The sequence below is a fragment of the Sphingomonas sp. KRR8 genome, assembly GCF_023559245.1.
Lineage (GTDB): Bacteria > Pseudomonadota > Alphaproteobacteria > Sphingomonadales > Sphingomonadaceae > Sphingomicrobium.
On sequence record NZ_CP097462.1, the window covers coordinates 966,898 to 991,988 of the forward strand.

The 25,091-nt window shown below is 63.8% G+C and carries 18 protein-coding genes and 1 pseudogene; 8 read left to right on the forward strand and 11 right to left on the reverse strand.

What is annotated here, in order from left to right:
* Positions 1–51: 51 nt before the first annotated feature.
* Both M8312_RS04865 and M8312_RS04870 read left to right on the forward strand, forming a co-directional pair.
* Positions 52–396 carry a hypothetical protein gene (locus tag M8312_RS04865; protein WP_250119256.1) on the forward strand — a complete coding sequence of 115 codons (345 nt, stop codon included), beginning with the start codon at positions 52–54 and terminating at the stop codon, positions 394–396.
* A gap of 161 nt (positions 397–557) precedes the next feature.
* Positions 558–1,274 (forward strand): cytochrome c oxidase assembly protein, encoded by a 717-nt coding sequence (locus M8312_RS04870; protein WP_250119257.1) that lies wholly within the window; start codon positions 558–560, stop codon positions 1,272–1,274.
* Here the strand turns inward: M8312_RS04870 and M8312_RS04875 are convergent.
* The gene (locus M8312_RS04875; protein WP_250119258.1) at positions 1,271–2,020 is read right to left on the reverse strand and encodes a helix-turn-helix domain-containing protein; all 750 of its coding nucleotides are present in this window, start codon (positions 2,018–2,020) and stop codon (positions 1,271–1,273) included. The two genes, M8312_RS04870 and M8312_RS04875, sit on opposite strands and share 4 nt — an antisense overlap.
* 144 nt (positions 2,021–2,164) lie before the next feature.
* The gene (locus tag M8312_RS04880) at positions 2,165–3,040 is read right to left on the reverse strand and encodes a YfdX family protein (RefSeq protein WP_250119259.1); all 876 of its coding nucleotides are present in this window, start codon (positions 3,038–3,040) and stop codon (positions 2,165–2,167) included.
* A gap of 187 nt (positions 3,041–3,227) precedes the next feature.
* Between M8312_RS04880 and M8312_RS04885 the strand changes: the two genes are divergently transcribed.
* The gene (locus M8312_RS04885) at positions 3,228–3,992 is read left to right on the forward strand and encodes a hypothetical protein (RefSeq protein ID WP_250119260.1); all 765 of its coding nucleotides are present in this window, start codon (positions 3,228–3,230) and stop codon (positions 3,990–3,992) included.
* A 617-nt stretch (positions 3,993–4,609) separates the two neighbouring features.
* Here the strand turns inward: M8312_RS04885 and M8312_RS04890 are convergent.
* The 4 genes from M8312_RS04890 to M8312_RS04905 all read right to left on the reverse strand — a co-directional run bounded on the left by M8312_RS04890 (position 4,610) and on the right by M8312_RS04905 (position 9,905).
* Positions 4,610–6,679: a TonB-dependent receptor plug domain-containing protein gene (locus M8312_RS04890; protein ID WP_250119261.1), complete on the reverse strand. Its 2,070-nt coding sequence runs from the start codon at positions 6,677–6,679 to the stop codon at positions 4,610–4,612.
* Positions 6,680–6,729: 50 nt separating this feature from the next.
* Complete coding sequence (locus tag M8312_RS04895; protein ID WP_250119262.1) at positions 6,730–7,617, reverse strand: hypothetical protein; 888 nt, start codon at positions 7,615–7,617, stop codon at positions 6,730–6,732.
* A 106-nt stretch (positions 7,618–7,723) separates the two neighbouring features.
* Positions 7,724–9,526, reverse strand: coding sequence for a M56 family metallopeptidase (locus M8312_RS04900; RefSeq protein WP_250119263.1), 1,803 nt, complete (start codon positions 9,524–9,526; stop codon positions 7,724–7,726).
* Between the two features lies 1 nt (position 9,527).
* Positions 9,528–9,905 (reverse strand): BlaI/MecI/CopY family transcriptional regulator, encoded by a 378-nt coding sequence (locus M8312_RS04905; RefSeq protein ID WP_250119264.1) that lies wholly within the window; start codon positions 9,903–9,905, stop codon positions 9,528–9,530.
* A gap of 569 nt (positions 9,906–10,474) precedes the next feature.
* Between M8312_RS04905 and M8312_RS04910 the strand changes: the two genes are divergently transcribed.
* The 3 genes from M8312_RS04910 (at position 10,475) to M8312_RS04920 (ending at position 12,718) form a co-directional block, all read left to right on the forward strand.
* Positions 10,475–11,230, forward strand: coding sequence for a bacteriorhodopsin-like (locus M8312_RS04910; RefSeq protein WP_250119265.1), 756 nt, complete (start codon positions 10,475–10,477; stop codon positions 11,228–11,230).
* Between the two features lie 62 nt (positions 11,231–11,292).
* On the forward strand, positions 11,293–12,189 hold the full coding sequence (locus tag M8312_RS04915; protein WP_250119266.1) for a Brp/Blh family beta-carotene 15,15'-dioxygenase: 897 nt from the start codon (positions 11,293–11,295) through the stop codon (positions 12,187–12,189).
* 247 nt (positions 12,190–12,436) lie between these two features.
* Complete coding sequence (locus tag M8312_RS04920; protein ID WP_250119267.1) at positions 12,437–12,718, forward strand: DUF1294 domain-containing protein; 282 nt, start codon at positions 12,437–12,439, stop codon at positions 12,716–12,718.
* An 84-nt stretch (positions 12,719–12,802) separates the two neighbouring features.
* On the opposite strand, the gene M8312_RS04925 is transcribed toward M8312_RS04920, so the two are convergent.
* Complete coding sequence (locus tag M8312_RS04925) at positions 12,803–13,468, reverse strand: S8 family serine peptidase (RefSeq protein WP_250119702.1); 666 nt, start codon at positions 13,466–13,468, stop codon at positions 12,803–12,805.
* Between the two features lie 174 nt (positions 13,469–13,642).
* On the opposite strand from M8312_RS04925, the gene M8312_RS04930 reads away from it, so the two are divergent.
* Positions 13,643–14,905 carry a metal-dependent hydrolase family protein gene (locus M8312_RS04930; RefSeq protein WP_250119268.1) on the forward strand — a complete coding sequence of 421 codons (1,263 nt, stop codon included), beginning with the start codon at positions 13,643–13,645 and terminating at the stop codon, positions 14,903–14,905.
* Here M8312_RS04930 and M8312_RS04935 read toward each other — a convergent pair.
* From M8312_RS04935 to M8312_RS04950, 4 genes are all read right to left on the reverse strand, one after another.
* A complete protein-coding gene (locus M8312_RS04935; protein ID WP_250119269.1) occupies positions 14,887–17,037 on the reverse strand; it encodes a penicillin acylase family protein in 2,151 nt (716 codons plus the stop codon). The genes M8312_RS04930 and M8312_RS04935 overlap by 19 nt on opposite strands.
* A gap of 4 nt (positions 17,038–17,041) precedes the next feature.
* Positions 17,042–18,943 (reverse strand): S9 family peptidase, encoded by a 1,902-nt coding sequence (locus M8312_RS04940; RefSeq protein ID WP_250119270.1) that lies wholly within the window; start codon positions 18,941–18,943, stop codon positions 17,042–17,044.
* A 313-nt stretch (positions 18,944–19,256) separates the two neighbouring features.
* On the reverse strand, positions 19,257–20,921 hold the full coding sequence (locus tag M8312_RS04945) for a tetratricopeptide repeat-containing sulfotransferase family protein (RefSeq protein WP_250119271.1): 1,665 nt from the start codon (positions 20,919–20,921) through the stop codon (positions 19,257–19,259).
* 10 nt (positions 20,922–20,931) lie between these two features.
* Positions 20,932–24,114 (reverse strand): TonB-dependent receptor domain-containing protein, encoded by a 3,183-nt coding sequence (locus M8312_RS04950; protein WP_250119272.1) that lies wholly within the window; start codon positions 24,112–24,114, stop codon positions 20,932–20,934.
* A 295-nt stretch (positions 24,115–24,409) separates the two neighbouring features.
* On the opposite strand from M8312_RS04950, the pseudogene M8312_RS04955 reads away from it, so the two are divergent.
* Positions 24,410–25,017 (forward strand): annotated as a pseudogene (locus tag M8312_RS04955) (GTP 3',8-cyclase MoaA); the annotation flags it as partial.
* Between the last annotated feature and the right edge of the window lie 74 nt (positions 25,018–25,091).

Here is a 25,091-nt window from a genome sequence, read left to right on the forward strand (position 1 = left end):
TCCACCCTGCGACTGTTGGGAGCGCTGCTTCTCGCGCCAGGAGCTTGGTTGGTGCAGTTGCTCGGCTCTTACCTCTTCTCGGCCAATGCGTGCGCCCGAGCCGATGATGGCCGAATGCCGGAAGTGGTGCCGAGCCTGTGGCTGCTCCTGCTGCTGCTCAACGTCGTCTGCATCGCGGCAGCCATTTGCGGCATGATGCTGGCGCTCCGCTCGTGGCGCAAAACGCGCCACGAAGGACGCGGCGGTGGCCACCACCTGCTGGACGTGGGCGAAGGCCGGACCCGTTTCAGCGCCCTGTCCGCCGCCATCGTGAGCGGAATCTTTCTATTCGCCATTCTGGCCGAATTTGGCGCCTTGCTCATCCTGCAGCGCTGCGCTCCAGGGTATTGGCTGTGAAGTGGTGCTGGTCAGCAGCAGCGCTTATTCTCTGCTCGTCTTCGCTCGCTGCGCACGGCAATGAGGCAGGCCATCAAGGCGTCAGCCTCAATAATCTCATCATTGTCACGCTGCTCATTGGCCTTCTGGCTGCCTTCGTTGTGGGCTGGCGAGGGATGCCGATGCGCAGGAGGGGAAACAAGCCGGTCGAGCCTTGGCGGGCGGGCCTGTTCGTTGGTGCGCTGGTGGTACTCGGGATGGTCCTCTTGCCACCGTTCGACGAACTCGCCGACAAGCATTTTTCGGCACACATGGCGCAGCACCTCGCCTTGCTGGTCGTTGCGCCCCCCATGCTCGCCGCTTCCCAGGCCCATCTCGTCCTGCTGCGCGCCTTTCCGGTGCCACTCCGACGCCAGGTAGGCCGCGCAACTGCTCGAACGCCCGGGCTGCGTTTCGCCGCCGATCACAGTTCCACCATATGGTTCGTCTGCCTGAGTTCGATTGGCGTGCTCTGGTTCTGGCACCTGCCCGCGATCTACGATTACGCTCGCCGCCACGAAGTCGTGCACGATCTCGAACACCTGGTTTTTCTCATAACCGAGCTCGCTTTCTGGCGCGTCATCCTGTTTCGCCGCGAACGGCAGCTAAGTCGCGCTGCAGCCGCCCTCATCTTGGTCGGCATGAGCGTCCAAGGTGGGCTGCTTGCCGCCATCATCACGCTGGCCGGACATCCGCTTTACCTGAGCTACGGCGCCGGCGGAGAGGCCTTGTCGGATCAGGCGGTTGGCGGAGTGATGATGTGGGTGCTTGCCGGAACGGTTTACCTTGGCGCCTTCGCTGCGCTGTTTGCGGCGGCGCTTGCCAAGTCCCCCAAGCCCGTACGCCGAAGCAAAGCCTAGAGCGCGAACACTCCCAACTCACGTTCATCGCGGGCGATGTAAGGATCGGGCCCACAGAAGCGCTCTATCTGCTCCCGGTCGCGGACAAAGATCATCCGGCCCCGGAGATACAACCCATGTTCGGCCACGTTCTGCAGCACTCGTGACAATGTTTCAGGGGTGATGCCGAGCCGCGATGAAAGGTGGCGCTTCGAAATAGGCAGGAACGCCGGGCTGGTGTGCGGCTGAAGATCCGCAAGCCGCAGCAGAAATGCACCCACGCGCTGGGCCGCCGTACGCGTACTCGCGTCCAGCGTGTTGCGAACGCTCATGCGCCACTGGCCCGAGGTCACGGACAGGAGATTGAACGACAGTCGCGCGGACTGGCTCATCGCACCGAGAATTACGTCCGCGGGAAATCCGCATATCTTCGTTCTCGTCAGCGCTCGCGCCGACAACAGGCAGGGTTCGTCGAACAAGGCTGCTCCCGGCAGCAGCAGGTCGTGCGCGGCCAGCAAGAGAACACCGAATTCGCGAGTGCCTTCAATCCGGCTGAGGTCGACCAAACCACGGCTGATAATCATCAAACGGGTCAGTGGATTGTCTTGCTCAAAGATGAGTTCACCGGGCTTGAACCATAGCGAGGTGCAATTGGCGATAAGCGAATCGGCGAGCCCCGCTTCAACACCTTCGAAGAGGTGGAACCCGCGAAGCTCGTCGAAATCGTTCTCGGCCGCGTCGGCGGCAGAATGCTCCGTTGAGGTCATCGATAGAACCAGGAGTGGGTCAAACGCGGGCACTCACTCTCAGCAACGTAGCAGACAAGCAGTGATTGGCCAGACACTTGCCCAACGTTTCGATGCCCTCTCTCCATCGCCGCAGAGGCGGGAGAGTTCTTGCGGTCTCTGCCCTCAGCCACGCCGCTCAGAAAGCTGAGCAGCTTGCACCCACCACCCGTTGATGCGTGCTGCAGCATCGCCATGCTGACTTGCGGCATTATTCGCGTAGGTTGCAATCTGCTGTTCGAGCACGCGCACGTCCGCCATGTCGGCTGCGGGTGCGAGTTTGCCATAGTCGGTGAGGGCCCGGGACGCAGCCTGCAGCTCTGCTTTCACTTGGGGCCAGTTGCCTTGCGCCGCAGCGATCGCTGCAAGCGAGAGATTCTGCCGAGCCTTGACCAGCGGCATTCGCGTCGTGGAGCTCTCCAACACGATGCTTTGCTGCAACGTCTTAAGGCTGGCATCGGCTGCGTGGACATCGCCGCGTCCGAGGGCGTCTCTCGCGGCGGTCAACTGCTTGCGAGCAACACTGGTGTCGAGCAGGATCTCGCTGTAGCCGCCGGCGACCGCCCGAACCGCGACCGGCGCCGTCCGACTCTTCGTCGCGTCTTCCTTCCTGGCGTCCTCCAAAGCCCCGATGAAGCTTTCTTGTGAAACTTCGGAAAAGATTGGGACAAGTGGGACACCGCCGGTTCGGACGAGTTCATCAAGGGCCGAAACAATGTTAATCCTCGCGGTTGCGACGTCTTTTCTGGCCAAGGCTGTTCGCGCCATCTGCGTCGCCGCCAAGACGCGAACGGCTGCGTTTGATCGCTCCACCGCGCGATCGTGGATTGGCTGGGCAGCCTGTCGTGGAGCAGGTGTGGGACGCTCGGCTGCCTCGGCCTTGTCGCTCTTTGCACAAGACACAATGGACAGACTTCCCAGGCTCAGCGCGACCGCCGCGCAGAGAGTATCAAAGACACGTGGCATCGTATCCTCCGATTGCATGCTGATGGTAATGGGCACGGGCGCAGCCGCTCCGCACCCCAAATAACCGGAAGGCTCGGATGCCGTTCCGGGCTTTGACCAACGTCAATTTTTTCCCGGAGTCGACTCTCCCCGCGCGGTGAGCGAGGAAGGTCACGAACGCTCGTCTTGGATGGGTTCGGCAGTCACTCGGGAAACCAGTGCCCGACGGAACAGTTGTCAGCAGATGGAACTACTGGTCCTTACGGCGCTCTGCGTACTCGTCCTGAGCGCCATTCACCTCACCGCTCCGATGATGCGCTTCCTGGAGGGGACGCCGCGCAGCATCTGGCTTTCGATCGCCGGTGGCGTCTCGGTCGCCTACGTTTTCGTTCACTTCCTTCCGGAGCTTGCGAGCGGGCAAAAGGACATCGCGGCTGAACTGCGTTCAGTCGATTTCGCCGAGCGCCATGTCTATCTGATCGCGCTGGCGGGGCTCCTCACCTTCTATGGTCTCGACCGCCTCGCCAAAGCCGATCGCTCCCGCCATGCCGGTCGACCGGTATCCGATGGTCGCGGCGCCAAGCGTCGCGACGCGCCTCCTGCCAGCTCGGGCGTGTTCTGGATCCACATGGCGAGCTTCGGGGTCTACAACGCCATTATTGGCTACCTGCTGCTGCACCGCGAGAAGATGACGCTGGGCAGCCTATTGTTTTTCGCCGTCGCAATGGCCCTGCATTTCTTGGTGACGGATTACGGATTGAACGAAGATCACAAGTCCCTCTTTCGGTCCCTTGGCCGCTGGATTCTGGCGGGCACGCTTGCACTTGGCTGGCTGATCGGCGCGCTGACGGAAGTGGGAAAGCCCGTCATTGCCGCACTGACTGCCTTTTTGGGTGGTGGCGTGGTCCTGAACGTACTCAAAGAGGAAGTGCCAAGCGAACAGCAGAGCCGCTTCTGGGCCTTCGCTGCCGGGGCGTCGGCGTATTCCCTCCTTTTGCTGACGCTCTGAAGGCCCGAATTCTGAACCAAAACTTCTCTTAGCAGGCATCGAGCTTATGTCCGCAATGGTCTGTAAGTGGACACATGCTGCTTAGCTGATCCAATGTCTGCTTACTGGCATCGCAGCTGCAGCCCTAAGCGTCCGAGAAGGGCGCTAAGCCGACGTACTGACGGCCTGAACGAACGGCGGCTTTGGCTTGGCCACGCCCAATAGCGGTTCTTCCGCTTCCCACCAAAGCAAACTCGATCCAACGCTAAAGAGAGGTTCGTTTATGGCATCGTCTTCTTTCGCTTGGACCGCAGACGTTCGGCGCTTAGCTGCTCTTCGAGAGAGGAGCCGTGTGAGCTAAATTGAGTCATCCTTTAGCGTCCGTCTTTGTAGATTAACGGCGATGGAAATTTAACCGGCAAAACACGAATGCAGCTAAGTGGTTGGTTTTGTTTGTAGAACAACGAACTCTTAATCAGCGGGTCCTAGGTTCGAGCCCTAGTGCGTCCACCATTTCTCCTTCAGCTCCTCACAATTCGCGCGGAACGGTCTGCCTGACTGGTCTCGTAGATGGGCTGCGAACGCCTTGAAGGAGCTCACCCCAACATCGGGTCCTTTTTGTTCGCTGCTATCGACCCTTAGAAGCTGCCCTTCACGCTTAGCGCGAATATCGGTCCGATCAGTTGGTCGTGGCTTTGCCGGAACAGCAACGGGGAGGTGTTGCGACGACCGTCGTAGACGAAGCGTTCCTGCCGGTGGCGGGCGTTCAGCAGGTTGGCCACGGCAAACCGCACCGTCAGCCCCGCCACATCCTTGTTCTCGATGAAGGTCTCGTCGAACCATGGCCCCTCCCACGTGCGACTGACCTCCGTCAAATAGTAATAGGGCACGTAATGGCTGTGGGATACTTCCGAGCCATAGGCCCAGTCACTGTGCGGAATGTCGTGGCGGAAGGAGATGTCGGCCCAGCGATTGCGGTTGCCGCTGATCGGTCGCAGTGCGCCTGTCAGCGGATCGCGAACGCGGGTGCGTTCAAGCCCGACGGTCACGTCCAGCTTGGCGCCATGCCAGCCGATCGGGTCGAAGTTGATGGTGCTGACGCTCTCGAAGCCGATCCGCTTCGCACTCGGCAAATTCCCCACGCCCTGCCCGTCGGGGCCGATCGGGATGATGTCCACGATGTCGGTGATCCGGTGCGCGTAGAGGCGCAACCGGGTGTTGCCCCATGCGCCGAGCGTGCGGCCAGCCTCCAGCTCCAGCTGCCAGCTTTGCGGCGGGACAAGCAGGGCATTGCCGTTGTTGTTGCGATCGTCGCTCAGCCGCGGCTGATCAAGGAAATCGTAGAAGCTGATCTGACCGATCTTGCGGTTGAGCTTCAGGCTGACGTCCCACGACTTCGTCGGCCGCCAGCCGACCGTCACGCTGCCCTTGGGTCGGAAGAACTTGCGCGGGGGAAGCTGGCCGCCGACCAGCTCCAGCCGCGACACTTCGGCGCCGCCGACCAGCTGCACGTCCAGCTTGGGTGAGAGTGCCCGGCCGAAAGTGACGAGGCCCTCGTAGCGCCGCTCGCGCACCGTGCCGCTGCCGTCGGCCAGCGGCTGCTCGATAAAGGTGCCGCTGTCGTCGAGAACGAAAAAGCGGCCGTCCTGGGCAAGGCTATTGTAGGCCCGCTCCAGCGAGAATTGGAGCGTGTTCTTGCCCAGCTTCCATCCATATTCGGCGCGGCCGACCGTCTCACGAATGCGGACGTCGCGATTGAACCGCAGGCCTTCGTCGGGCCGACCGCTGTCGAAACTGGTGATCTGCGTCGTAATCGTCGGCTCATGCTCGAAATGCGTGAGGCCGATGAGCTTGAGCCGGCCGGGCCCGAGCGCGAAGCTGTAGTCGCCGTTGGCTTCGCTGATGTAGCCGTTGCGCCGCTGCCGTGTGATCCGCCGCCGATCGTCGCGGTCCAGCCTGTTGCGCCGGTCCTTGAACTGGGAACGCGCCCAGTAAGGCTCGTAAGAGACGATCAGATTGCCTTCCGACGAGCCGGGCCCGTCGAGCTTGGTCGTCAGCGAAAATTTCGGTCCCGTGAAGTCGGACCAGAGCACCTCGTGCCGGCGCTCGACCACCTGTCCGGACGGGTCGATGATCTCGATCGGGCCACCGAAAGCGCCACGCCCGGACTCCGTGTTCACCGCCAGCGTGTAATCCAGCGGGCCGGCATGATCGTTGTAGCTGATCGACCCGCTATCCCAGCGCGGATGGGCGTAGTGAGCGCGGATATCCGGCTTCCATTCGAACTGACCATGCGCCTTGCGAACGGCCTTGACGGCCACATTGGCGACCTGCCCGGTCAGTCCGGCAATCCCGAGCTGCGCCGCGTCGAGGATTTCGATCCGCTCGACGTCCGAGGCGTTGATCTTGCCCAGCTCGGCGATGGCGCCGCCCGACTTGTTGGCGACCCGCTGCCCGTTGAGCAGCACATTCTCCGACGCTTGCCCAAGGCCACGCTCCTGGCTTGCCTCGTGGATGGTGAAACCGGGAACCTGCACCAGCATGTCGAGTGCTGTGCGGGGCGCGAAACGAGCGAAATCGGCCGGCACGAAGGTCGTCTTGCCTGCCAGCGAGGTCACCAGCGGCGCGTTGGGCGCGGTCTGGGCAGAGGCAAGAGCCGGAATGAATGCAGCCGTGCAGAACAGGCCGAGGCGGGTGATGGACGGCATGCGATACGCTCCGGTGAACAGATCGAAGAGGGACTGGCGCCGGGTCGGGATCAGCGGTCGCGATCGACCAGGCCGAGCGCCTTGGCCTCGACCAGCTTGTTCACCTTGACAGTGCCGTGGACCCGCCGGAAGCGAGCATAGTCAGCGGGAGTGACACCCAGCGCGCGCATCTGCGCGACTTCCGAGCTGCGGAACGGCGTATAACCAGCGGAACGAAGCTGGGCGAGATAGTCGGGCGACACGCCCAGCGCCTTCAGCTGCACGATCTCCCTCGGCGGGATACGGCCGAAGCCGGCGCGGACCAGCGCGTCGACATATTCAGGGGTGACGCCGAGCGCCTTAAATGCGGTGAGGTCGCTCAGGTGGTCGGGACGGTAACCCCGCCGATCCAGCTCGCGGATGTAGGCGGGCGTGACTCCAAGCGCCGCAAGGCCGGCCAGGTCATTGCCGGTGGCGCCGACATATCCCGCCTGGCGGACCGCCAGCACGAGGTCACGGGTGACGTTGAGGAGCATCATGCCCAACAGTTCGCGGCGATTGTCAGTGCGCACTCCGGACTGGCGGAGCATGGCCGTGAAACGCTGATCGGCCGAAAACAGGCAGCGCCCGGAGCCACGCCCCTCCCCGCCACTTCCGCCGCAGTCGAGCCGCCCGGCGTCGCGGACCAGGGCGAAGCGCAGCGGCCGGGAGCCGGGGCCGAGCAGCTGCTGCGGCGCCAGGCCGATCAGGTCGCGGGCGGGCATGGTGGAGCTGGTGTCGACCGAGTGCCGGTCCCGGCCTCCATCCGCCTCGTCGACACGAAGACGGACCTGGCCATTATTTCCCGGCGACAGGGAGAGGGCGAAACGCAACTCGCCGATCTCGGCTGCGAAACCCGCACTCGAGATGCTGATGAAGGCCAGCAGCAGGCTGCCGATGAATAGTAAGAAGCGAACCATGGCTAATCTCCTTGGATCGAAGGGTTGAGGCAAAGCGGTCCCGCTCACCCCCGAAAGGGTGTTCAAATCGAGCGGTTCTCAGGGTCGTGAGGGAGGCGGAGCTGCCCTAGTTGCCGGGCTCTGGCGCCGGTGCTTCCGGCGGCTCGGGGGGTTCAGGGTCCGCCGCATCCGCCGCATCGCCGCGCGTCCACTTCGGAGGACGGGGCGGTTTGGCCGGTCTTACCTTGACCTTGGCCAGCGACTGCGCCGCCACGCCAAGCGCCTTATATTCGACGAGCTGCTGAGGGGTCAGCCCGGTGCGCCCCTGCGCTCGCAGCTGACGGGCGTAGCTTGCATCGACGCCCATGGCGCGCATGCTGGTGAGATCGTGCAGCGCAAGGCCGCGATAGCCTTCCCGGGCCAGCTCGGCGACGTAAGCGGGCGATACGCCGACTGCTCGCGCGCCGGTCAGGTCGCCTGCATCGCGCGCCTGATAACCCGCAGCCATCATCGCCCGCAGCCAGTTCGGCGTGACCCCGACCGCCTGCATTCCCATCAGATCGTCGGAGTCGAGGCGAAGCGATGGCGCTGCCGCGCGGATCTGCGCGGCGTAGCCTGGATCGACCCTTCCCGCCCGGGCCGCGGCGGCTTGGGCCACCGCCTCAGCACGAGCCTCGATCGCGGCTTCGTTGGCGCGGCCGGCCGCCTCCATGGCCCGCTCCTGCGCTCCAGCGGCAAGCTGGCGGCGAGCGTCGGCGAGCGCTTCATCGGCGTCGCGGCGAGCCTCGGCCTGCTGCTTGTTAGCGAAGGCAGCGGCCACCTGCGTCGTGACGACGGCGGAGGTCACTTGAGTAGCCTGGGCCACCGACGAGGCCACCACGGCCGGCAACGATTCAGCGGGTGCGGCGACTCGGTAAGCGCTGCGGCCCGTATGACTGGCGACGGAAGGGACCAGCGTCAGCGCGGCCAGCGGCGCCGCCGCTGCGACCACGCCGAGCGCCAGGCCAGCGGCGAAGCCGCGTGCAACCGGCGTACGCGGCAGGCTAGAGTCCAGCACGCGCCGAACCCGTCGTGAGAGGCTGTTGCGGGCCGGCGCGACGCCGTGCGACGCGAGCAGGATGCCGCGGCACTCGTGGCGGGCGACACCCACGAGCAGCTGCGCATAATCGGTGTTGGCCACATTCGCGGCGAGCACCGCGTCGTCCGCCGTTTCCTCACGCAGCTGGTGCGCTTCGCGCGCCAGCAGCCACACGAGCGGGTTGAACCAGAACAGCGCTGTGACGATCCGTGCCAGCAGCAGCTTGGCCCAGTCGAGCCCCCGGACGTGCGCCAGCTCATGCGCGATGATCGCCTCTGCGTCGCTGTGCGCGGCGATCGCTTCGTCGTTGATCAGAATGACCGGCCGAAGCACGCCCCAGCTGATCGGCGACTTGAGATCACCGCTGCTAAGCAAGGCCGTGCCGTGCTTGAACTCCATGCGGCGCTGCGCATGGGCGAGCGCGCTGATCCAGCTCGGCTCCACCAGCACACTCGCGCGAGCTCTCAGAGTGAGCAGTCGCAAGACGGCGAGTATGGTGACGACCAGCAGCGCGGTGGCGGGCAGTCCATAAAGCAGCGGCCACAGGTTGGTGATGTCGAACGCCGGCATGGCGGAAGGCACCGCGCCGGCTGCCGTGGCAATAGGTCCAACCGAGGACACGGCAGGTGCCGTTACGAGGGGCTCCGCGACCGGCGCCAAGACCGGCGCGCTCACCACCAGTTGCGGCAGGAACAACGAGCCCAGCGGCATGATCAGCAGCGCCAGCAGCCCGAAGTGGGCGACCATGTTGCGCTCGGCGGCCGAGCGGTCTTGCAACAGCCCCAACAGGCCCAGGGTTAATCCGGCGATCAGCAGCGACTTGAGCGCGAACGGAATGAACAGCGCGACCATCCTACTTACCCTTCGCCTTGCGCGCCTCGGCGATCATCCGCTCAAGCGCATCGAGTTCCTGGTCGTCGATCCGGTCCGACATGCCGAGCAGCGCACTGGCGGCACTGGTCGGTGAACCGTTGAAGAACACCCGCACCACTTCGGAAAGCGCCGATTTGCGAGCGGTCTGGTCGGACTGGGCCGGAGCGTATAGGTAGCCGCGCTCGCTTTCGCCGCGCCGAACCGCGCCCTTGTCCTCCAGCCGGCGGAGCATGGTGCGCACGGCCGAGCCGCTCAGCGGCTCCGGCAGGGCTTCCACGACCTCAGCTGCGGTCATTGCCCCGCGCTGGTAAAGAAGGTCGACAATCTGCCGTTCTTTGGGTGGCAAGCGGTTCAGCACGACTCGCAAACTCCTTAGCTACATTTGTAGCGTACGCCACAATTGTAGCGCGTGCAAGCCTCTTGCGAAGCGAAGGTCTGGATCGGCTCAAGCGGACTCGGCCAGGAAGCCGAATGAGCGATCGCTATTCAGCGGTGCTCACCTGAAAGCAGACGGCCTGCATTCCGCTCGATACAGATGTTGGCGTGGTTTGAAGCCGGCCTCAGCATCGAAACCAACCTGTGTGCAGATTCTAAGTAGTCACAGATGAAATGTGACTAATCTCGGGCCCAGCAATTACCGGACTTCCCCATCCGTATCCGGTCCAGGGCGCGATCCAGATATTAAGTCCGTCGTGACCGCCGGAGCGGTTCGACGGGATGTACAGGCGCATGTCGTACGGATCGGAGATGGGGCAGCCATCGTTTCAAGACGTGTTCAGCTGCTTGCTCGAAGTGAGCAGGGACTCCGCGTTAATCGCAGGCCCCCAGTCAGCCGACTGGCCTAAGTACCGACCAAGGACCAAAGGTCCATATAGGTGCGCCTCCGGAACGATCCTACGCTCGGTTCGAGCAGGGTGGAGGAACTTCATGGATCACCTAACTTCCGGCCAATACCTACTGGTCTACAACGCTTTCTCGTTCACGCTGGCGACGATGGCGGCAGCGACCTTGTTTCTGTGGCTCAGTCGGCCACAAGTCGCTCCAGAATACCGCACCGCGCTACTCATCTCCGGTCTCGTCACGGCCATTGCAGCCTATCACTACTGGCGCATTTTCGAGAGTTGGAACGCTGCCTATACGTTGCGCGGCGGCCTCGTCACCGAAACCGGGTTCGGTTTCAATGACGCCTACCGTTACGTCGACTGGCTGTTGACGGTTCCTCTGCTGCTCCTTGAATTGGTGCTGATCATGCGCCTCTCCGAAGAGGCGACTTTCAAGAAGGCGAGCCGGCTCGGACTTGCGGCGGCCCTCATGATCATCCTTGGCTATCCAGGCGAGATCGCGGCGGACAATGGCACCAGGGCGTTGTGGGGCACCCTTTCCACCATCCCCTTCCTTTACATTGTCTACGAACTGTTCGTCGGCCTTGGCGAGGCGGTGAAGCGGCAACCGGAAGGTGCGCGAAACCTTGTGAATGTCGCCCGCTGGCTCACCTTCATGTCATGGGGCTTCTACCCCATCGTCTACATGATCCCATACACCTCGTTCTCGGGAGCGGCCGTGGAGACCGGTGTCCAGATCGGCTACACCATCGCGGACCTGATCGCGAAGGCTGGGGTCGGCGTGCTTATCTACCTCATCGCTCGGCGGAAGAGCGCAAGCGAGGGGTATAAAGTCCTTTGATCGCGGGTTCGGCGGGGCTCCCTCGGGGCGCCCCGCCGACGGCCGAGCAGGATGCCTGGCACATGGCTTCAGTCCCCGCCCGCCCAATCCTCGCGATGACAGCGATGGTCCTGCTGGCACCGGCGCTGGGTATCGACCTTTCGGGGGCGACAGCTACCTGCATTCTGTGTGCTGCGCTGCTGCTGGTCGGGCTGCCGCACGGCACGCTCGATATCGAGCGGATTCGCGCTGCGACCCGCCAAGCTCACGGCGGGATGATCGGTCTGCTGGCACTCTACGTCGCGCTCGCCGGGATCATGTTCTTTTTCTGGCAGGTCGCACCGCTACTCGCGCTCGCAGTCTTCCTTGCGACGGCGACTGTTCACTTCAGCGAGGACTGGCGCTCGATGGGTGAGCCTCTGCTGGGCGGAGCCATGGCCCTTTCCCTCCTGACCGCACCAGCCCTGCTCCATGGTGCCGAGCTTACAGCCATCTTCACGGCGGTGACGGGAATGCGATCGGCGGGTCTGGTGACCGATGGTCTACTGATGAGTGCCCCTATCGCCCTGCTGATTGCACTCGTCGGCATCTTCGATCTCGCCCGGCGCGGCGAACATGCGCTGGCTGCAGTGGCGATTGCCCTGATCTCCTCGATGGTCCTTGCCCCACCGCTGGTGGGGTTCGCATTGTTCTTCTGTCTCTTCCATTCGCCGCTCCATCTTCGTGAAGCGTTCAGGGAAGTGACCCTGACACCCCTCCGCCGAGCAATGATCGTCTCGCTGCTGACGGGAGCCGCCCTTGGCATTGCTGCCGTTCTGTCCCGGATCGAGTGGCGGGGAACGCTGCCGGCCAGCTGGCTGGCAGCGACGTTCATGACCTTGTCGATCCTCACCATCCCGCACATGCTTGCCCCCGTGCTCACCGACGGCCTTCTGATGAGAAGGAGCCGTCAGCAAAGGTGTCTGGATCGAAGCTGCTGAAGGGCGGCCCAAATGCCTCATCGGCGATCAGGTTCAATGTCGGCTTCCTAACCCATGACGGACTCGGGCAAAAGTCTGAGCACCCCCTTAGCAGCCCTTCAAACAGACCCACCCGAATGGCGGCAAGTGGCCAACAGCGACCATCCAGCATGTGGGCAAGGGCCCGAACTAGATTTGCGTCCCACCAAGTGCAGCCGGAAAGCTGCCTCTCAAGCCCTGAGTAAGAAAGCTCAGGTAAGCGCTGCGAATGCCCAGACTTACTCTGTTGCTTGGTGCAGCCCTGCTGGTGCTGAACCTCTGGACCGTGGCCTGCTTCTGGCACGATAAACGGCGAGCAATTGCAGGGGAGCGTCGGATACCGGAGCGGGACCTTCTATGCCTGGCGCTGCTTGGCGGATCTCCCGGCGCATTGGTGGCGCGTCAAATCTTCCGTCACAAGACGCGCAAGGAGCCCTTTTCCACCCAGCTTTTCGTTATCGTCGCCTTGCAACTCGGCGTTGCCCTTGGGATGTTTATCGCCCTCGCATAAAGAGCCCACGTCGCTAGGCCGTTTACCGTGCCTGCGGGTGGTCAGGCCTGCGCTCGGGAGGACCGGCAATGGCCCCAAGCGGCATCAACTCACGCTGAGAAAGCGCCTCAAACCCCTCCCGCAAGCTCGCGGATTGTCAGCGCGAGCCCACAGGATAGCTGTCGGCGCTGTTACGCGAGACCGAGCCGTTGGCCACGGCTGCTCCGAGCAAGAGGATTCCGGCAAGTGCGGTGCTGCCATTGATGTGCCGGATTTCGTTCCGTACCCGCCGTTCAACACCGTCGACGTGATCGACGAGCCAGGCTCCGCATAGTCGACCGGACCGACAGGAGACTGGCCATAGTTCGAGTAGGATGCCCAAACATCTCTCCTGGCGAGCTGGCCGAATGCCGCCACTGTATAGACGTTCGCGCCATTCGCCCGAGCCGGCAAGTAATTGCTCGCATTTTGCGTGTCGTTGCCCGCGGCGATCGTGACTCGAATACTGGTTTGCCCAAGCCCGACCACAGCGGAGTCGAGCGAGTCGAGTGCAACCGTCTCCAGACTGAGATTGGCGACGTCGCCGGGGCTCGCAGTCGTCCCCACCTGGCCGGCGAGGAAGTCGATGGCGGCGATGACCCCGGAATCCGCGCCGTTGCCGGACGCATCCAGCACGCGCAGTGAGACGAGGGTCGCACCGCCGCTCGCATCCCCGCGCGTGGCGCGAGTGTGGCGACGGTCATGCCCATCGGCATCAGCATGAGCGCAAATAGCGCCAGCAGACGGATGAGTTTCTCGGTCACGTCACGCAGATTGGCCTTGATAAGAGAGCCCGCAATAATGTGCGTCAGATTGGTCAGCCCACTTGCTGATCGTGCGGGGGCTGCACATACCGGCGCCTTCACTTGGGGTCGGCGAATGCTTCGCAAATTGCTCTTCATGCTCATGGTTTTGGCGGGCGCGAGTTCCGCGTCGGCGGAAGGGCAGCCGCACCTGTTGCTGCGGCCCGATGCGGTATTTGATGCCGTCGGCACCGCGCCGCATCGCGGGTGGCAAGTGCTGGTCAGCGGCGACCGGATCGAGGCGGTCGGACCGGCGCTGACCGTACCGGTCGGCACGCGGGTCATCGACCTGCCCGGCGCAACCCTCATTCCCGGCATGATCGAGGGTCATGGCCACCTGTTCCTCCACCCGTACAATGAGGCAAAGTGGGATGCGCAGGTGCTGAACGAGCCGCTGGCGCTGCGGACGGCGCGGGCGGTGATGAACGCCCGCGCGACCTTGCTTGCTGGCTTCACCACCGAACGTGACCTCGGCACCGAGGGAGCCGGCTACGCCGACGTCGGGCTGCGCCAGGCGATCGACCAGGGCATCGTGTCGGGTCCGCATCTGCTCGTCGCGACGCGGGCCATCGTGGCCAAGGGTGCTTATGGTCCCAAAGGCTTCGAACCCGGTGTCGCGATCCCGCAGGGAGCCGAGGAGGCTAGTGGCGTCGAAGGGATCGTCGCCGCCGTTCGCAGCCAGATCGCGGCCGGTGCGGACGTGATCAAGCTGTACGGCGACTACCGCTGGCGCTCCGGGGAAGACAGCCGACCAACCTTCTCGCAGGCCGAAATGGCGGCGGCGGTTTCCGCGGCGCACGACGCCGGCCGGCTGGTTGCGGTGCACACGGTGACTCCCGAAGGCATGCGCCGGGCGATCTCAGCAGGCGCGGACACCATCGAGCATGGCTATGGCGGGACCGCCGAGATCTTTGCCGCGATGAAGGCGCGCGGAATGACGCTGTGCCCGACGCTGACCGCGGCGGACGCGGTGTCACGCTATGCCGGGTGGAACGGGTCCGAGCCGGCTCCGGCATCGGTGGCGACCAGCCGCCGCTCGTTCGTGCTGGCGCGAAAATCTGGCGTGCGTATCTGCGCCGGCGGAGACGTGGGCGTGTTCGCGCATGGCGACAATGCGCGCGAGCTGGAGCTGATGGTGGCGGATGGAATGCCGGCGACCGAGGTCATGCTGGCGGTGACGTCCGTCAATGCTCGCGCCTTCGGGTTGACCGATCGCGGCCGGATTCAACCGGGCCTTCGCGCCGACCTGGTGGCGGTCGCGGGTGATCCCACGACCGATATTGCCGCGACAAGGCGCGTGCGGTTGGTGATCAAGGATGGGCAAATCGTCAGGGACGACGCCGCGGTTCACTCGCCGGGACGATAACGCCGCTCGACATGACTGGTGAGTTCGTCGGGGTAGAAGTAGACCGGCCGAAGCGCACCACTGGCGTAGCGGCCAGCCTGGTCGTTGAAGTGCGGCGACCCGAGATGACCGCTCTCCCCGCCGGCGGTGACCGCCACCGCCCGCACGCGCGGCCCAAACTCGACCACCGACACGAAACTGTTGCCCGACGTGCCGTACCAGCGAATGGTCCCCGGCTTAGGCGCTGATCCGAATGACGCCAGCGAACCATAGATGGCCGAGGCGAACGGTACAGGAATGCTTGGCTGCGCATCGCTGAACGGGTGGTCGATCCTGCTCGACACGCGCTGAAAGCGGTTCACCTCGCCCCAGGGCATCGCCCAGCGGCCGTACTCGCGCACAAGGCGGGCCTTGGCCTGTTCAAGCGCGTCGAGCTTTTGCGCCGGACTTGTAGCGGTCGCAAGCCGGGCCATGCTGGCGTTGCGCGGTTCGTCGGGAATCTTGCTGAGCGCCGTTTGGAGCGCATCGCCCCAGAACATGGCCAAGGTCTGCGGTACGCTTTCCGCGCTCCAGCGGTAATCCCATGGCCGCAACGTCGCGATAAGGGGCGTGAGCTCGGCCCGGCGCCTATCACTTGCGGGTAGCGCGTCAAACGCGCGCAGCAGCGCCGGGATCATTTCGGCGAACCCTGGCTGATAGCTGTCGTAAGCCGCCGCGCGCAGTGCCTCGAGCGTCCAGCCGCGACGACCGCTCAGCAATTGCACGGCGTGGAGGCCGCGAAAGTTCTCGCCGACCGAATCCATATATCTGGGAAAGCGGCGCGGATCGGGACTGTTGGGCCCCGCTGCGCGATACGGCCAGGCGTTGGTGTTCTGCACCCAGCCATTCGCCGGATTGATGGCGTTGGGCAGCTCGGCCATCGCATGAAGCCCGCGCCAATCGGTCCGCGGATCACTCCCGTCGACGACCTTGCCATAATCAAAACGATTGTCGCGGCGAGGCACGAACTGCGGAAGGAGAAAGGCGATCTCGCCCGAGCGGGTCGCGACCAGCGTGTTGTTCGAGCTGTTGGCCTGCAGCTTCGCGACCTGCAGGAAACCGCTCAGGTCATGCGCCTTGGTCCGAAGGAAGCTCTGCTCCAGCGCGGGGACTGGCCGGTCCATCATTGCGAAGGCGACCCAGCGGCCGCCTTCCGCGCGCACGATCGGCCCGCGATGGGTGCGCCAGGTGTTGAAGGTGCGGCTGGCGAGGCGGCCGTCAGCGGTACGGTAGCGAATGGTGATCGGCCGCACGCCCAACGGCCGCCAGTGCTGGCCAAAGCGGTAGAGGCGCTGCTGCCCCTGCCCGCGCACGTCGACGGCGAACTCGTCGACGCTGTCCACCCCGCTTGAAGTGTGCATCCAACCAAGATCGGGGTTGAAGCCCTGGTAGATGAAGAACTGCCCCCAAGTCGCTGCGCCGTAAGCGTTGAGCCCTTCGCCGCTCGTGACCTGCTGCTCCGCGCGGAAGAAGAAGCTGGTATGCGGGTTGATCAGCAGCAGCGCATGGCCACTCGCCGTGAGGGTCGGCGCGATGGCTACGCCGTTGGAACCGCGCGGTTCACCGTCGTTGACCTGGGCCGCTGCAAGCGAAGTCAGTTCACCCGAGTAGAAACGCTGCAAATTCTTGAGGTCGATTCGTTCGATATCGCCGCCGATGCTACCCTCGGTGAAGCTCAGCGCCATCCACGGCTCGAAACGGGTGAGCACGCGCGGCTTCACTTCGGGGTGGCTGGCGAGATAGTAGTTCAGCCCAGACGCCCACGCTTGCACCAGCCGCTTCAGCCAAGGCGGGCTCGCCGCAAACCGCGCCTTTAGTTCAGGTTCACTGACGTAGAGCCGGGCCCGGAGATCCTGCCAAATCGCGCCCTCCCCTTCCGCTTCGGCGGTGCGGCCAAGAGCGGTGAGGTAATTGGCTTCGATCCGCGGAAAGTCATCCTCCGCCTGCGCGTACATCATCCCGAACACGGCATCGGCGTCGGTCGCAGCACGGACGTGGGCAACGCCCCAATCGTCGCGAGTGATGGTAACCCTCGCGGCTTCGTCGCGCCACTGCCGAACCTGCGGCGGCGAGGCGGCCGTGAGGATCAGCAATCCGAGGGCAAAGGCACGCACAGCCTTACCGCGCGCCGGGTTTCACGTAGCGGTCGAACCAAGCGATTGCGCGCTTGCTGACATCCGCAGCCTGGGTTGGAACGCAGTGGCCTGCGTCGGGGTAGATGACGAGGCTGGTCGGTACGCCCTGGCTCTTGAGGGCATTCCACCACTCGACCGACTGGGTCGGCGGCACCTCGATGTCGCGCTCACCGACGTAGATGAAGGTTGGCGTCCGGGCTTTCTTCACATGGTAGACCGCCGAGGCGTCCTCGTAGATCTTGGGATCGTCGTAGGCCGACTTGCCGAAGAAGGGCATCATCCAGGTGCTGATGCCATTGGTGCCGTAGTAGCTGATCCAGTTGGACAGGCCCGCGCCGGCGACGATAGCCTTGAAGCGATTGGTCTGCGTGTTGGCCCACATTGCCATGAAGCCGCCGTAGGAACAGCCGGTCAAACCAAGCCGCGCGTCGTCGATGGGCGCTACTTTCTCGACCGCGTCGATCCCCGTCAGGATGTCGAGCAGGTCGCCGCCGCCAAAGTCGCGCTTGTTGGCGGCGGTGAATGCCTCGCCCTGTCCGTAACTGCCGCGCGGATTGGGTAGGAACACATAATAGCCCGCGTCCTCGAGCGCGCTGCCCAGCCCCTTCTCGATGAAACGCGGGCTATTCGCCGCCGAGGGTCCGCCGTGGACCGAAACGATCATCGGCGCCTTGACGCGCGGGTCGGCCTTGAGCGGCGCAAGCAGCCAGCCCTGCACGGAGTAGCCCTCATTGCGCCAGGTGACGCTGCGCGCCTGCACCGCCGGCGGCGCCGCGTCATTCTCATGGGTGAGCTGGCGCGGAGCGCTGGCCGGCCCAGCGTAGATGGCGGGTGCGTGGGTGAAGTCCTGCACCACCGTCGCCAGAATGCCACCGGCCGCATCCCACGCGACCTTGCCGTCGCCCGCGGCGAGGCTGACCGGCATGGCGAACAGCGGTTGCGGCGCGCGGCCCGGCTCGATCGCCATGGCGCCCAACTTGTCGTTCTGCAGCGTCGTTGCCCGTAGCCCACCGCGGGTCCAAGCCAGGGAAGTAAAGGTGACCGGCTGGCCACTGGTCAGGTTGGTCGGGTTGCCACCCCCAAACGGCACCGTCCACACGTCGCCGCCGATCGAGCCGAAGTCGCTCATCAGTCCGCCGATGTAGGCGACCGAACGCCCATCGGGCGACACGCGTGGCATGTTGAGCTGGGTCGCGGGCCGGGCGATGTTGGTGATGGCCCCGCTCGCCGCATCGACCCGGTCGAGTGTCGCCACCCACCAGTTGGCATCACCGTTGCCCAGCGCGGACGTGACCACCAGCGCTCGGCCGTCGGGCGCCCAATCATATTCGTAGATGTAGCGGCCAGCGGGCGACAGCGGCGTTACGCTGGTCGCCGGCGCCTTGCCGACCGAGACGATCGCCAACCGCTGCTCGTCATTGGCGACGCCGATTTCCCCGACCTGGCGTGCACCTGCCTGGGTTGCGCCAGTCTCCTTGGTCGCGCCCAGCGTGATGAGGAGGGCGATGCGGGAGCCATCGGGTGAAAAGCGCGGGGTGGAGGCGAGGCCAGCGACCGTCGCCACCGGCCTGACGTTGCCAGCGCTCGCGAGGAAGAGCGTCGCCTTGCCGGCTTTCTGGTCACGGGCCAGAAAGGCCAGGTCGTCGCCGCTCGGGGCGTAGGTCAGGCCCGAGTAACTACAGGTGGCGCAAGGGTCGAACCGGTGCATCACCTTTCCGTCGCGGGCGGAGCGGATCACCACGGCGCTGTGCGGCGCTACGTCGCCTTCGATCGCGGCCAGTTCGGCCCCGGCCGGCGAGAGCGTCAGCCCGCCATAGCGGTGCAGAGCGGCGGCGGCCGGCGCGACGGAAACGGAGGCAAGCAACAGCGCGGCAATGAGACGCATCGGCAATCCTTCAACATGCGCCACCACGAACAAGCGCTGATCCTGCGGATATGGCGCGCAGGCGGTGCTGTCTACGCCCGACCACTGCCGGTTAACCGCAGTATGCTGAACCAAACTGAAGCGATCAGGAAAGCGCCAGTGCAAGCGCTGCGATACGGTCAAGGCAAGTTCGAAGCTGAGCGATGCCAGCCCAGCCATCGAACGTTGTCGCGCATAGGTCGGCGCAGCCCATCACAGGCGAATGCTAGCGACTGGGACCGCAAAGTCGGTAACTCCGTCCAGCGATTGCCTTGCCCAACGGTCGTGTAGCCTCTCAGCGTCGCACGTTCGTGAGACTCGCGACCTTGTCCTCCAGCTCGCCTATCCAAGGCCGGAAGTTCTTCCAGTCTTCCCGCGTGCTCTGATCGATCGGCCGACGGACCTGTTGGGCGCTGGCGGTGCGCACTGGACGGTTGTTCCTGTAGAACTCGAGGCAGGAGGGCTCGAACGGAAGACCAAGTCTGGCCAGCAGGCGACGGACTTCCCGCTCACTGTCGTCAAGAACGTCCTCATGCTGGACCGTAATGACAGCACCCGGTGCAACCGCATCCATATGCGCCATCAGGCGTAAATACTGCCGGTACTGCTCGACGAGGTCGTCGAAATCGTAGCTATACTCCTGCCCACGGGCGAACCACTGACGGTAGTTCGACCACAGGCATGCCATCGCTCCGCGCCGCGCATCCACGATGCGGGCGCCGGGCAGGATCATGCGGATGAGGCCGACGTAGCGCCAATTGTCAGGCAGCTTGTCGATGAAGAAGGGCGTGTCGCTGCGGCGGTGTGGACGCGCGGCATCGAGATAGGCCTGTCCAAGCTCCGCAAGCTTCTCCGTCGGAACTCCATCAAGCACTTCGGGAAAGCGCAACGCACCTTCCCCCCGTCGTTCGGACATGAGCCGGTGAACGAGCATCGGAATATAGGGCAGCTCGGATGTGCCCTCGACCAGCGAGTGGCTGGCGAGGATCTGTTCGACCAGGGTCGAGCCCGACCGCGGCATTCCAACGATGAAGATTGGACCTGAAGAACTCTCCTCCGCACGGGAAGCCGTTTCAAACCGTTCGGCCGTGAAGAAGCAGATCGACCGGTCGACCTCCGCGCGGATGGGATCGACGGGTGCGGGAAGCAAGACCTTGCGGAGGCGATTGGCCGCTACGTAGTGACGATAGGAGGAATCGTAATCGCGGGAATCCTGCAACGCCTTGGCCAGCGCGAAATGAAGAAGGGAGCGGCGCTCGCCATCGAGGCCCGTCTCGTTTGTCAGCGCCCGCAACTGCTCGACATCTGCCGCCTCGAACACCTTGACCTTGAGGTTCGCCAATCCCCACCAGGCCTCGCCGTGATGAGGGGCAAGGGCAATGGCGCGGCGGTAAGCGGTGACGGCTCCCGGCAAGTCGCCCAGCGTCCCAAGCAGATGGGCGTACGCTGTCCAGCCCTCCGGCCAGTCCGGGGATCTTTCGAGTAGCTCGGGGTAAGTATCACGGGCGGTTTCGTAATCGCCCAGTTGCCCCAGCCATGCCAGCCGGAGCAGCTGCAGATGGCGGTGCTCGGGCTGGTCGTGCAGCACGTCGTCGAGCAGGCCGATCGCTTCCGGAAGCGCATCACGCTGGGAGAGCACGCGCGCGAGATTGACCTGTGCTTCGGCAAACATCGGAAGCTGTTCGAGCGCGCGGCGAAAGAGCGTTTCGGCCTCGCTCAGCACGCCCGCGCGCACGGCAAGATCGCCGAGAAGGCACAGCGCCGCGACGTCGCGCGGTGACCGGGAGAGATGCTGACGGACGATCCGCTCGGCATCGGCGAGGCGGCGGGCTTGCAGCGCGCCGATCGCATGCTGGATGGCTGGATTGCTGGCGAGGCGGAGGACTTCGCTGCTCGCGTGCCCGCGAGCCGCCCTCCGCTCCGCGTCCGAGCGTGCCTCCTGCCCACGAGCAGGAGGCACGCCGGTGCCGTTAGAACTTGGCCTGGACGCCGGCATAGAAGAAGCGGCCGACGTTGTCGTAGATGCCGCTTCCGCCACCGGCGCCGGTCAGCCCGAACGGCGGCAGCTGGTCGAAGAGATTGTCGACGCCCAGGTAGAAGTTGCTGTTCTTGCTAACGTCGAACTCGATCCGGGCATCATGATAGGTAATTGCCGGATATAGGCGGTAAGCCGCGGGGTATTGATAGGGGTTCTCCGGCGGACGGCCCTGGAGGCTGTTGTAGTCTTCATAAGCGCCGTTGAACATCGGCCCGACGTAGCGAAGCTTGTAGCTGATCACGAAGGGGCCGGTCCTGAGGCCGGCGTTGAACGTGAAGCGGTTGCGCGGTTGGCCCAGTTCCGACAGGGTGCGGTCTTCGAACGCCGGATTGGTTGGGTCGAGGAAATTGCTGTTCGATAGCGACAGCGTGTAGATCATGCGCAGCGACAGGTCGCCCACCCGGCCGAACTTGTGCTGGTAGCCGACATCGAAATCGATGCCCGAGGTCTTCAGCTTCGCATAGTTCAACGGGATTACCCGCAGGCTGTTCTGCACGTATTCCGGAGCGGTGAGACCCACGGTCGTGTCACGGGTGAACAGGCTGCAGAACTGGTTGTTCAGCGTCGGCAGATCGTAGCAAGCATCGATGATCCCTTGCGCCGACGGCGAGTTGATCACGTTCTTGACCTTGATGTTGTAATAGTCGGCCGAAGCCGAGAAGCCCCGCAGGAATCCTTGCGTCGGGGCGAACACACCGCCCACGGTGAAGGAGTTGGAGGTTTCCGCCTGCAGGTTTGAGTTGCCGCCCGACAAATAGCCGGGAGTCGACCGGTAGACGTAATCATAACCGACCGGAACGCCGGCTGCCCGACAGTTCGCTGTACGATACTGACTGCCCGACCCGAGATTACGCTGCGAGCAGGGGTCAGAGAACTGGAAGTAGTTCTGACCCAACGGCGTGTACAGATCGGAGAGGTTCGGAGCGCGAACAGCGCGCGAGTAGTTGCCGCGCAGACGCAAACTCCGCACCGGAGACCATTCGACACCGCCGTTGTAACTCGCAACGGTCCCGGTGGAGCCCTTATAGTCGGAAACGCGGGCCGCAGCGCTCACAGTCAGCAGGCGCGCGAAAGGCAGATCCTTAAAGATTGGGAACCGAATCTCGCCGAACGCTTCTTTGACCTCAAACGCGGTCGGATTAAACTCCGGAATAGCGTTGTAGAAGGTGAGGCCCGCCGCAGTTGCCGCATCCTGCTTGTAGAAGGCAGTTTCACGCCGGTACTCACCGCCAACCACGAAGCCAATCGGTCCGCCTTGGAAGTTAAAGAAGCCACTCGTGTCGCCGTTGACGAAGCCATTGATGTCGAACTGCGTGATCCTGCCGCGAGCGTAAGAGTTCTGAAGCAGATAGTTGCGGGCCGCGTCCGTTACCTTGCCGTTGCCGAACAGGTTGAGAGGGACGCAGCTCGCCACGTCATTCGCCAGCTCGGCGTTGGCGAAAGTCTGGTCGGCGCCGCCGTAGGTGCTGGCCGCAGTCGGATCGACCCGGGAGCGGCACACGATATTGCCGTTGGCTGTGCCACCGGTGGCGAGGCCCTGGTCCACGGCGTCAATCGCCAGCAGATAACGCTGCAAGTTGATGTTGCCCAGGATGGCCGTATTCTCGGTGAACTTGCCGTAGTTCGCCGAGACTTCGTAGTTCCAGTCGCCATTGAAGTCGCCGCGCACGCCGACCACGCCGCGGTAGGTCTGACGACGGGCCTTTTCCGAACGGTTCGTTAGGTCAACTGCATTCTTATAGAAGGTGAAATCGAAGTTGTTCGGATCGAAGCTCGGATCGTCCGCATAAGCCATTGTGTAGTAATCGCGGATGATCCCGCGCGCCTGATCAGTCAGATAAGGATTATTGATATTGTAGGTGTCGCCGATCGAGGCCGTGAAGAATGGCCCGGACGCGCTGCCGAATGAATCGGTACGCGAATAGCTGCCTTCGATGAAGGGCACGAAGGCCGGGCTCATTTCGAAGTGGCCGACGATGTTGGCATTGTAGCGGTCGAGCTTCGGCCGGAAAGCAAACTGCTTGCCGTCGCGGAAGTTGTCACCGTTGCCACCAAGATAAGAGGGGAACGGCGCCAGGCCGACCGGCGTGCCGGTCTGCTGGATCAGCGTGGCGTCCGGCTGGAAGATGAAGGGCGTGTAGCTGTCGCCGCCGAGATAGGTGAGGAAGGTACCGGCGTTCGTATAGAAACCATTCCGAATGTCACGGAAGTAATCATTCTGCGGCGCGGTGGCGCTGCCGTTCTCGTTGATCTGCACGAAACCGTTAACGGTGCGGTACGCCGCTCGGTCGCTGGCGTAGAAGTCCGCCTGATGGGCATATTCAAGATTCACCGCGACGTTGCCGCGGCCGTCAGCGAAGTTCTTGCCGGCGAGCAGGCTGATGAAGCTGTTGCCCGCATCACCATGCGGGCTGATCCCATCCTGGGCTCGAAGCTGCACGCCGCTGTAGTGATCCTTTAGCACGAAGTTCACCACGCCCGCGAGGGCGTCCGAACCATAAACGGCAGAGTCGCCGCCGGTGATGATGTCGGTGCGATCGATCAGATCGGTCGGGATAGTGTTGGTGTCGACCGACGAAGCGCTGTTGAGGATGTCGCCCGCCACGTGACGGCGGCCGTTCACCAGCACCAGGGTGCGCTGCGTGCCGAGCCCGCGAAGGTCGAGCAGGTTGAGGCCCGACGTGCCCAAGAAGCGGGTCGAGTTTGCCTGGCTGAAGGTGCTGCGAAGAGCCGGGAGCTGGTTCAGGACGTCACCAATCGACGTCTGACCAGTCTTGAAGAAGTCTTCCCCACTGATGGTGGTGACCGGCACGACCGAGGTGAGGTTAGGGCTGCGGATGCGCGACCCCGTGACGACCACGGTATTGTTCTCGTTCTGCGCGGCGCTATCGATGGTCGGGCCACCGGCAGTCGGCGCGGGCGGCGGAGCGTTCGGATCGGTCGCCTGGGTCGAAGTCGCGGTGGGCGCGTTCGGATCCGTGGCAGCAGCGGCGGCGGTCTGCTCGTTGCTTTGCGTGGCCGGCTGCGCGGTCTGCGCCGACGCTGGTTGAGCGGCGATCAGCATTCCGGCGAGCGAGGTGCTAAGGCCGGTGCTGCAAGCAAGTAGAACGCGCATCAGGACTCCCTTCATCAATTGCGGTGCTTCTGGGGGCTCCTCGCCAGATTCCGCACTAATATTTTGCGCCACTTAGATCTTTTTCGCGTAGTTGTTGCGAAACAGCCACATTCTGCAGTTAAATGCATGTGACCGCGTCTCCATCAACGCTCCTGTGGCTTTGCCCCTTCGACCCCTTAGACGCTCGAGGTCGTCGTCGCCTGCTGACCATGAGACCGTACCCGACGCTGGCAAAATGTTGCTTGGCTGGCGCCATTCTCTGCGTTCGATAAAGGGGAGCATGGGCCAGCCCGGCATGATTGACAGCATTGGACCGCGGATCAGCTACGTTCGGTTGTCCGTCACCGATCGCTGCGATCTCCGATGCCGCTACTGCATGGCCAACCGGATGGTGTTCCTTCCGCGCGAGGACATCCTGCGTCTGGAAGAGAACGTGGCGCTTGCCGACATCTTCATCGCCCGTGGCGTCAAGCGACTGCGACTGACCGGCGGCGAACCGCTGGAGCGCCGAGGGATCATGGACCTTCTCGGGACGCTGAGTCACCGGATCGGAGGGGGCTGGACGAAGTGACGCTCACCACGAACGGCACTCAGCTCGAGAAGGTCGCGGGTGGGCTGGCGGCTGCCGGTGTTCGTCGTATCAACGTCAGCCTGGACACGCGCGACCCGCAGCGCTTCGCTCACATCAACGGGCGGGGCGAATTGAGTCAGGTACTGCGAGGGATCGGCGCCGCGCGCGAAGCCGGACTGCAGGTCAAGATCAACATGGTGGCGCTGAAGGGGCTCAATGAAGACGAAATTGCCGACATGCTGCTGTGGTGCGACGCGCAAGGTCACGACCTGACGCCGATCGAGACCATGCCGATGGGCGACGTCGCGGAAGACCGCACGGACCAGCCATTGGCACGACGTTGGGAATCAGGTTCCAGGCCCCGGTCGTGCTGAAGGCGCTGGGCGTGGTGCTGCTGGTCGCCGGG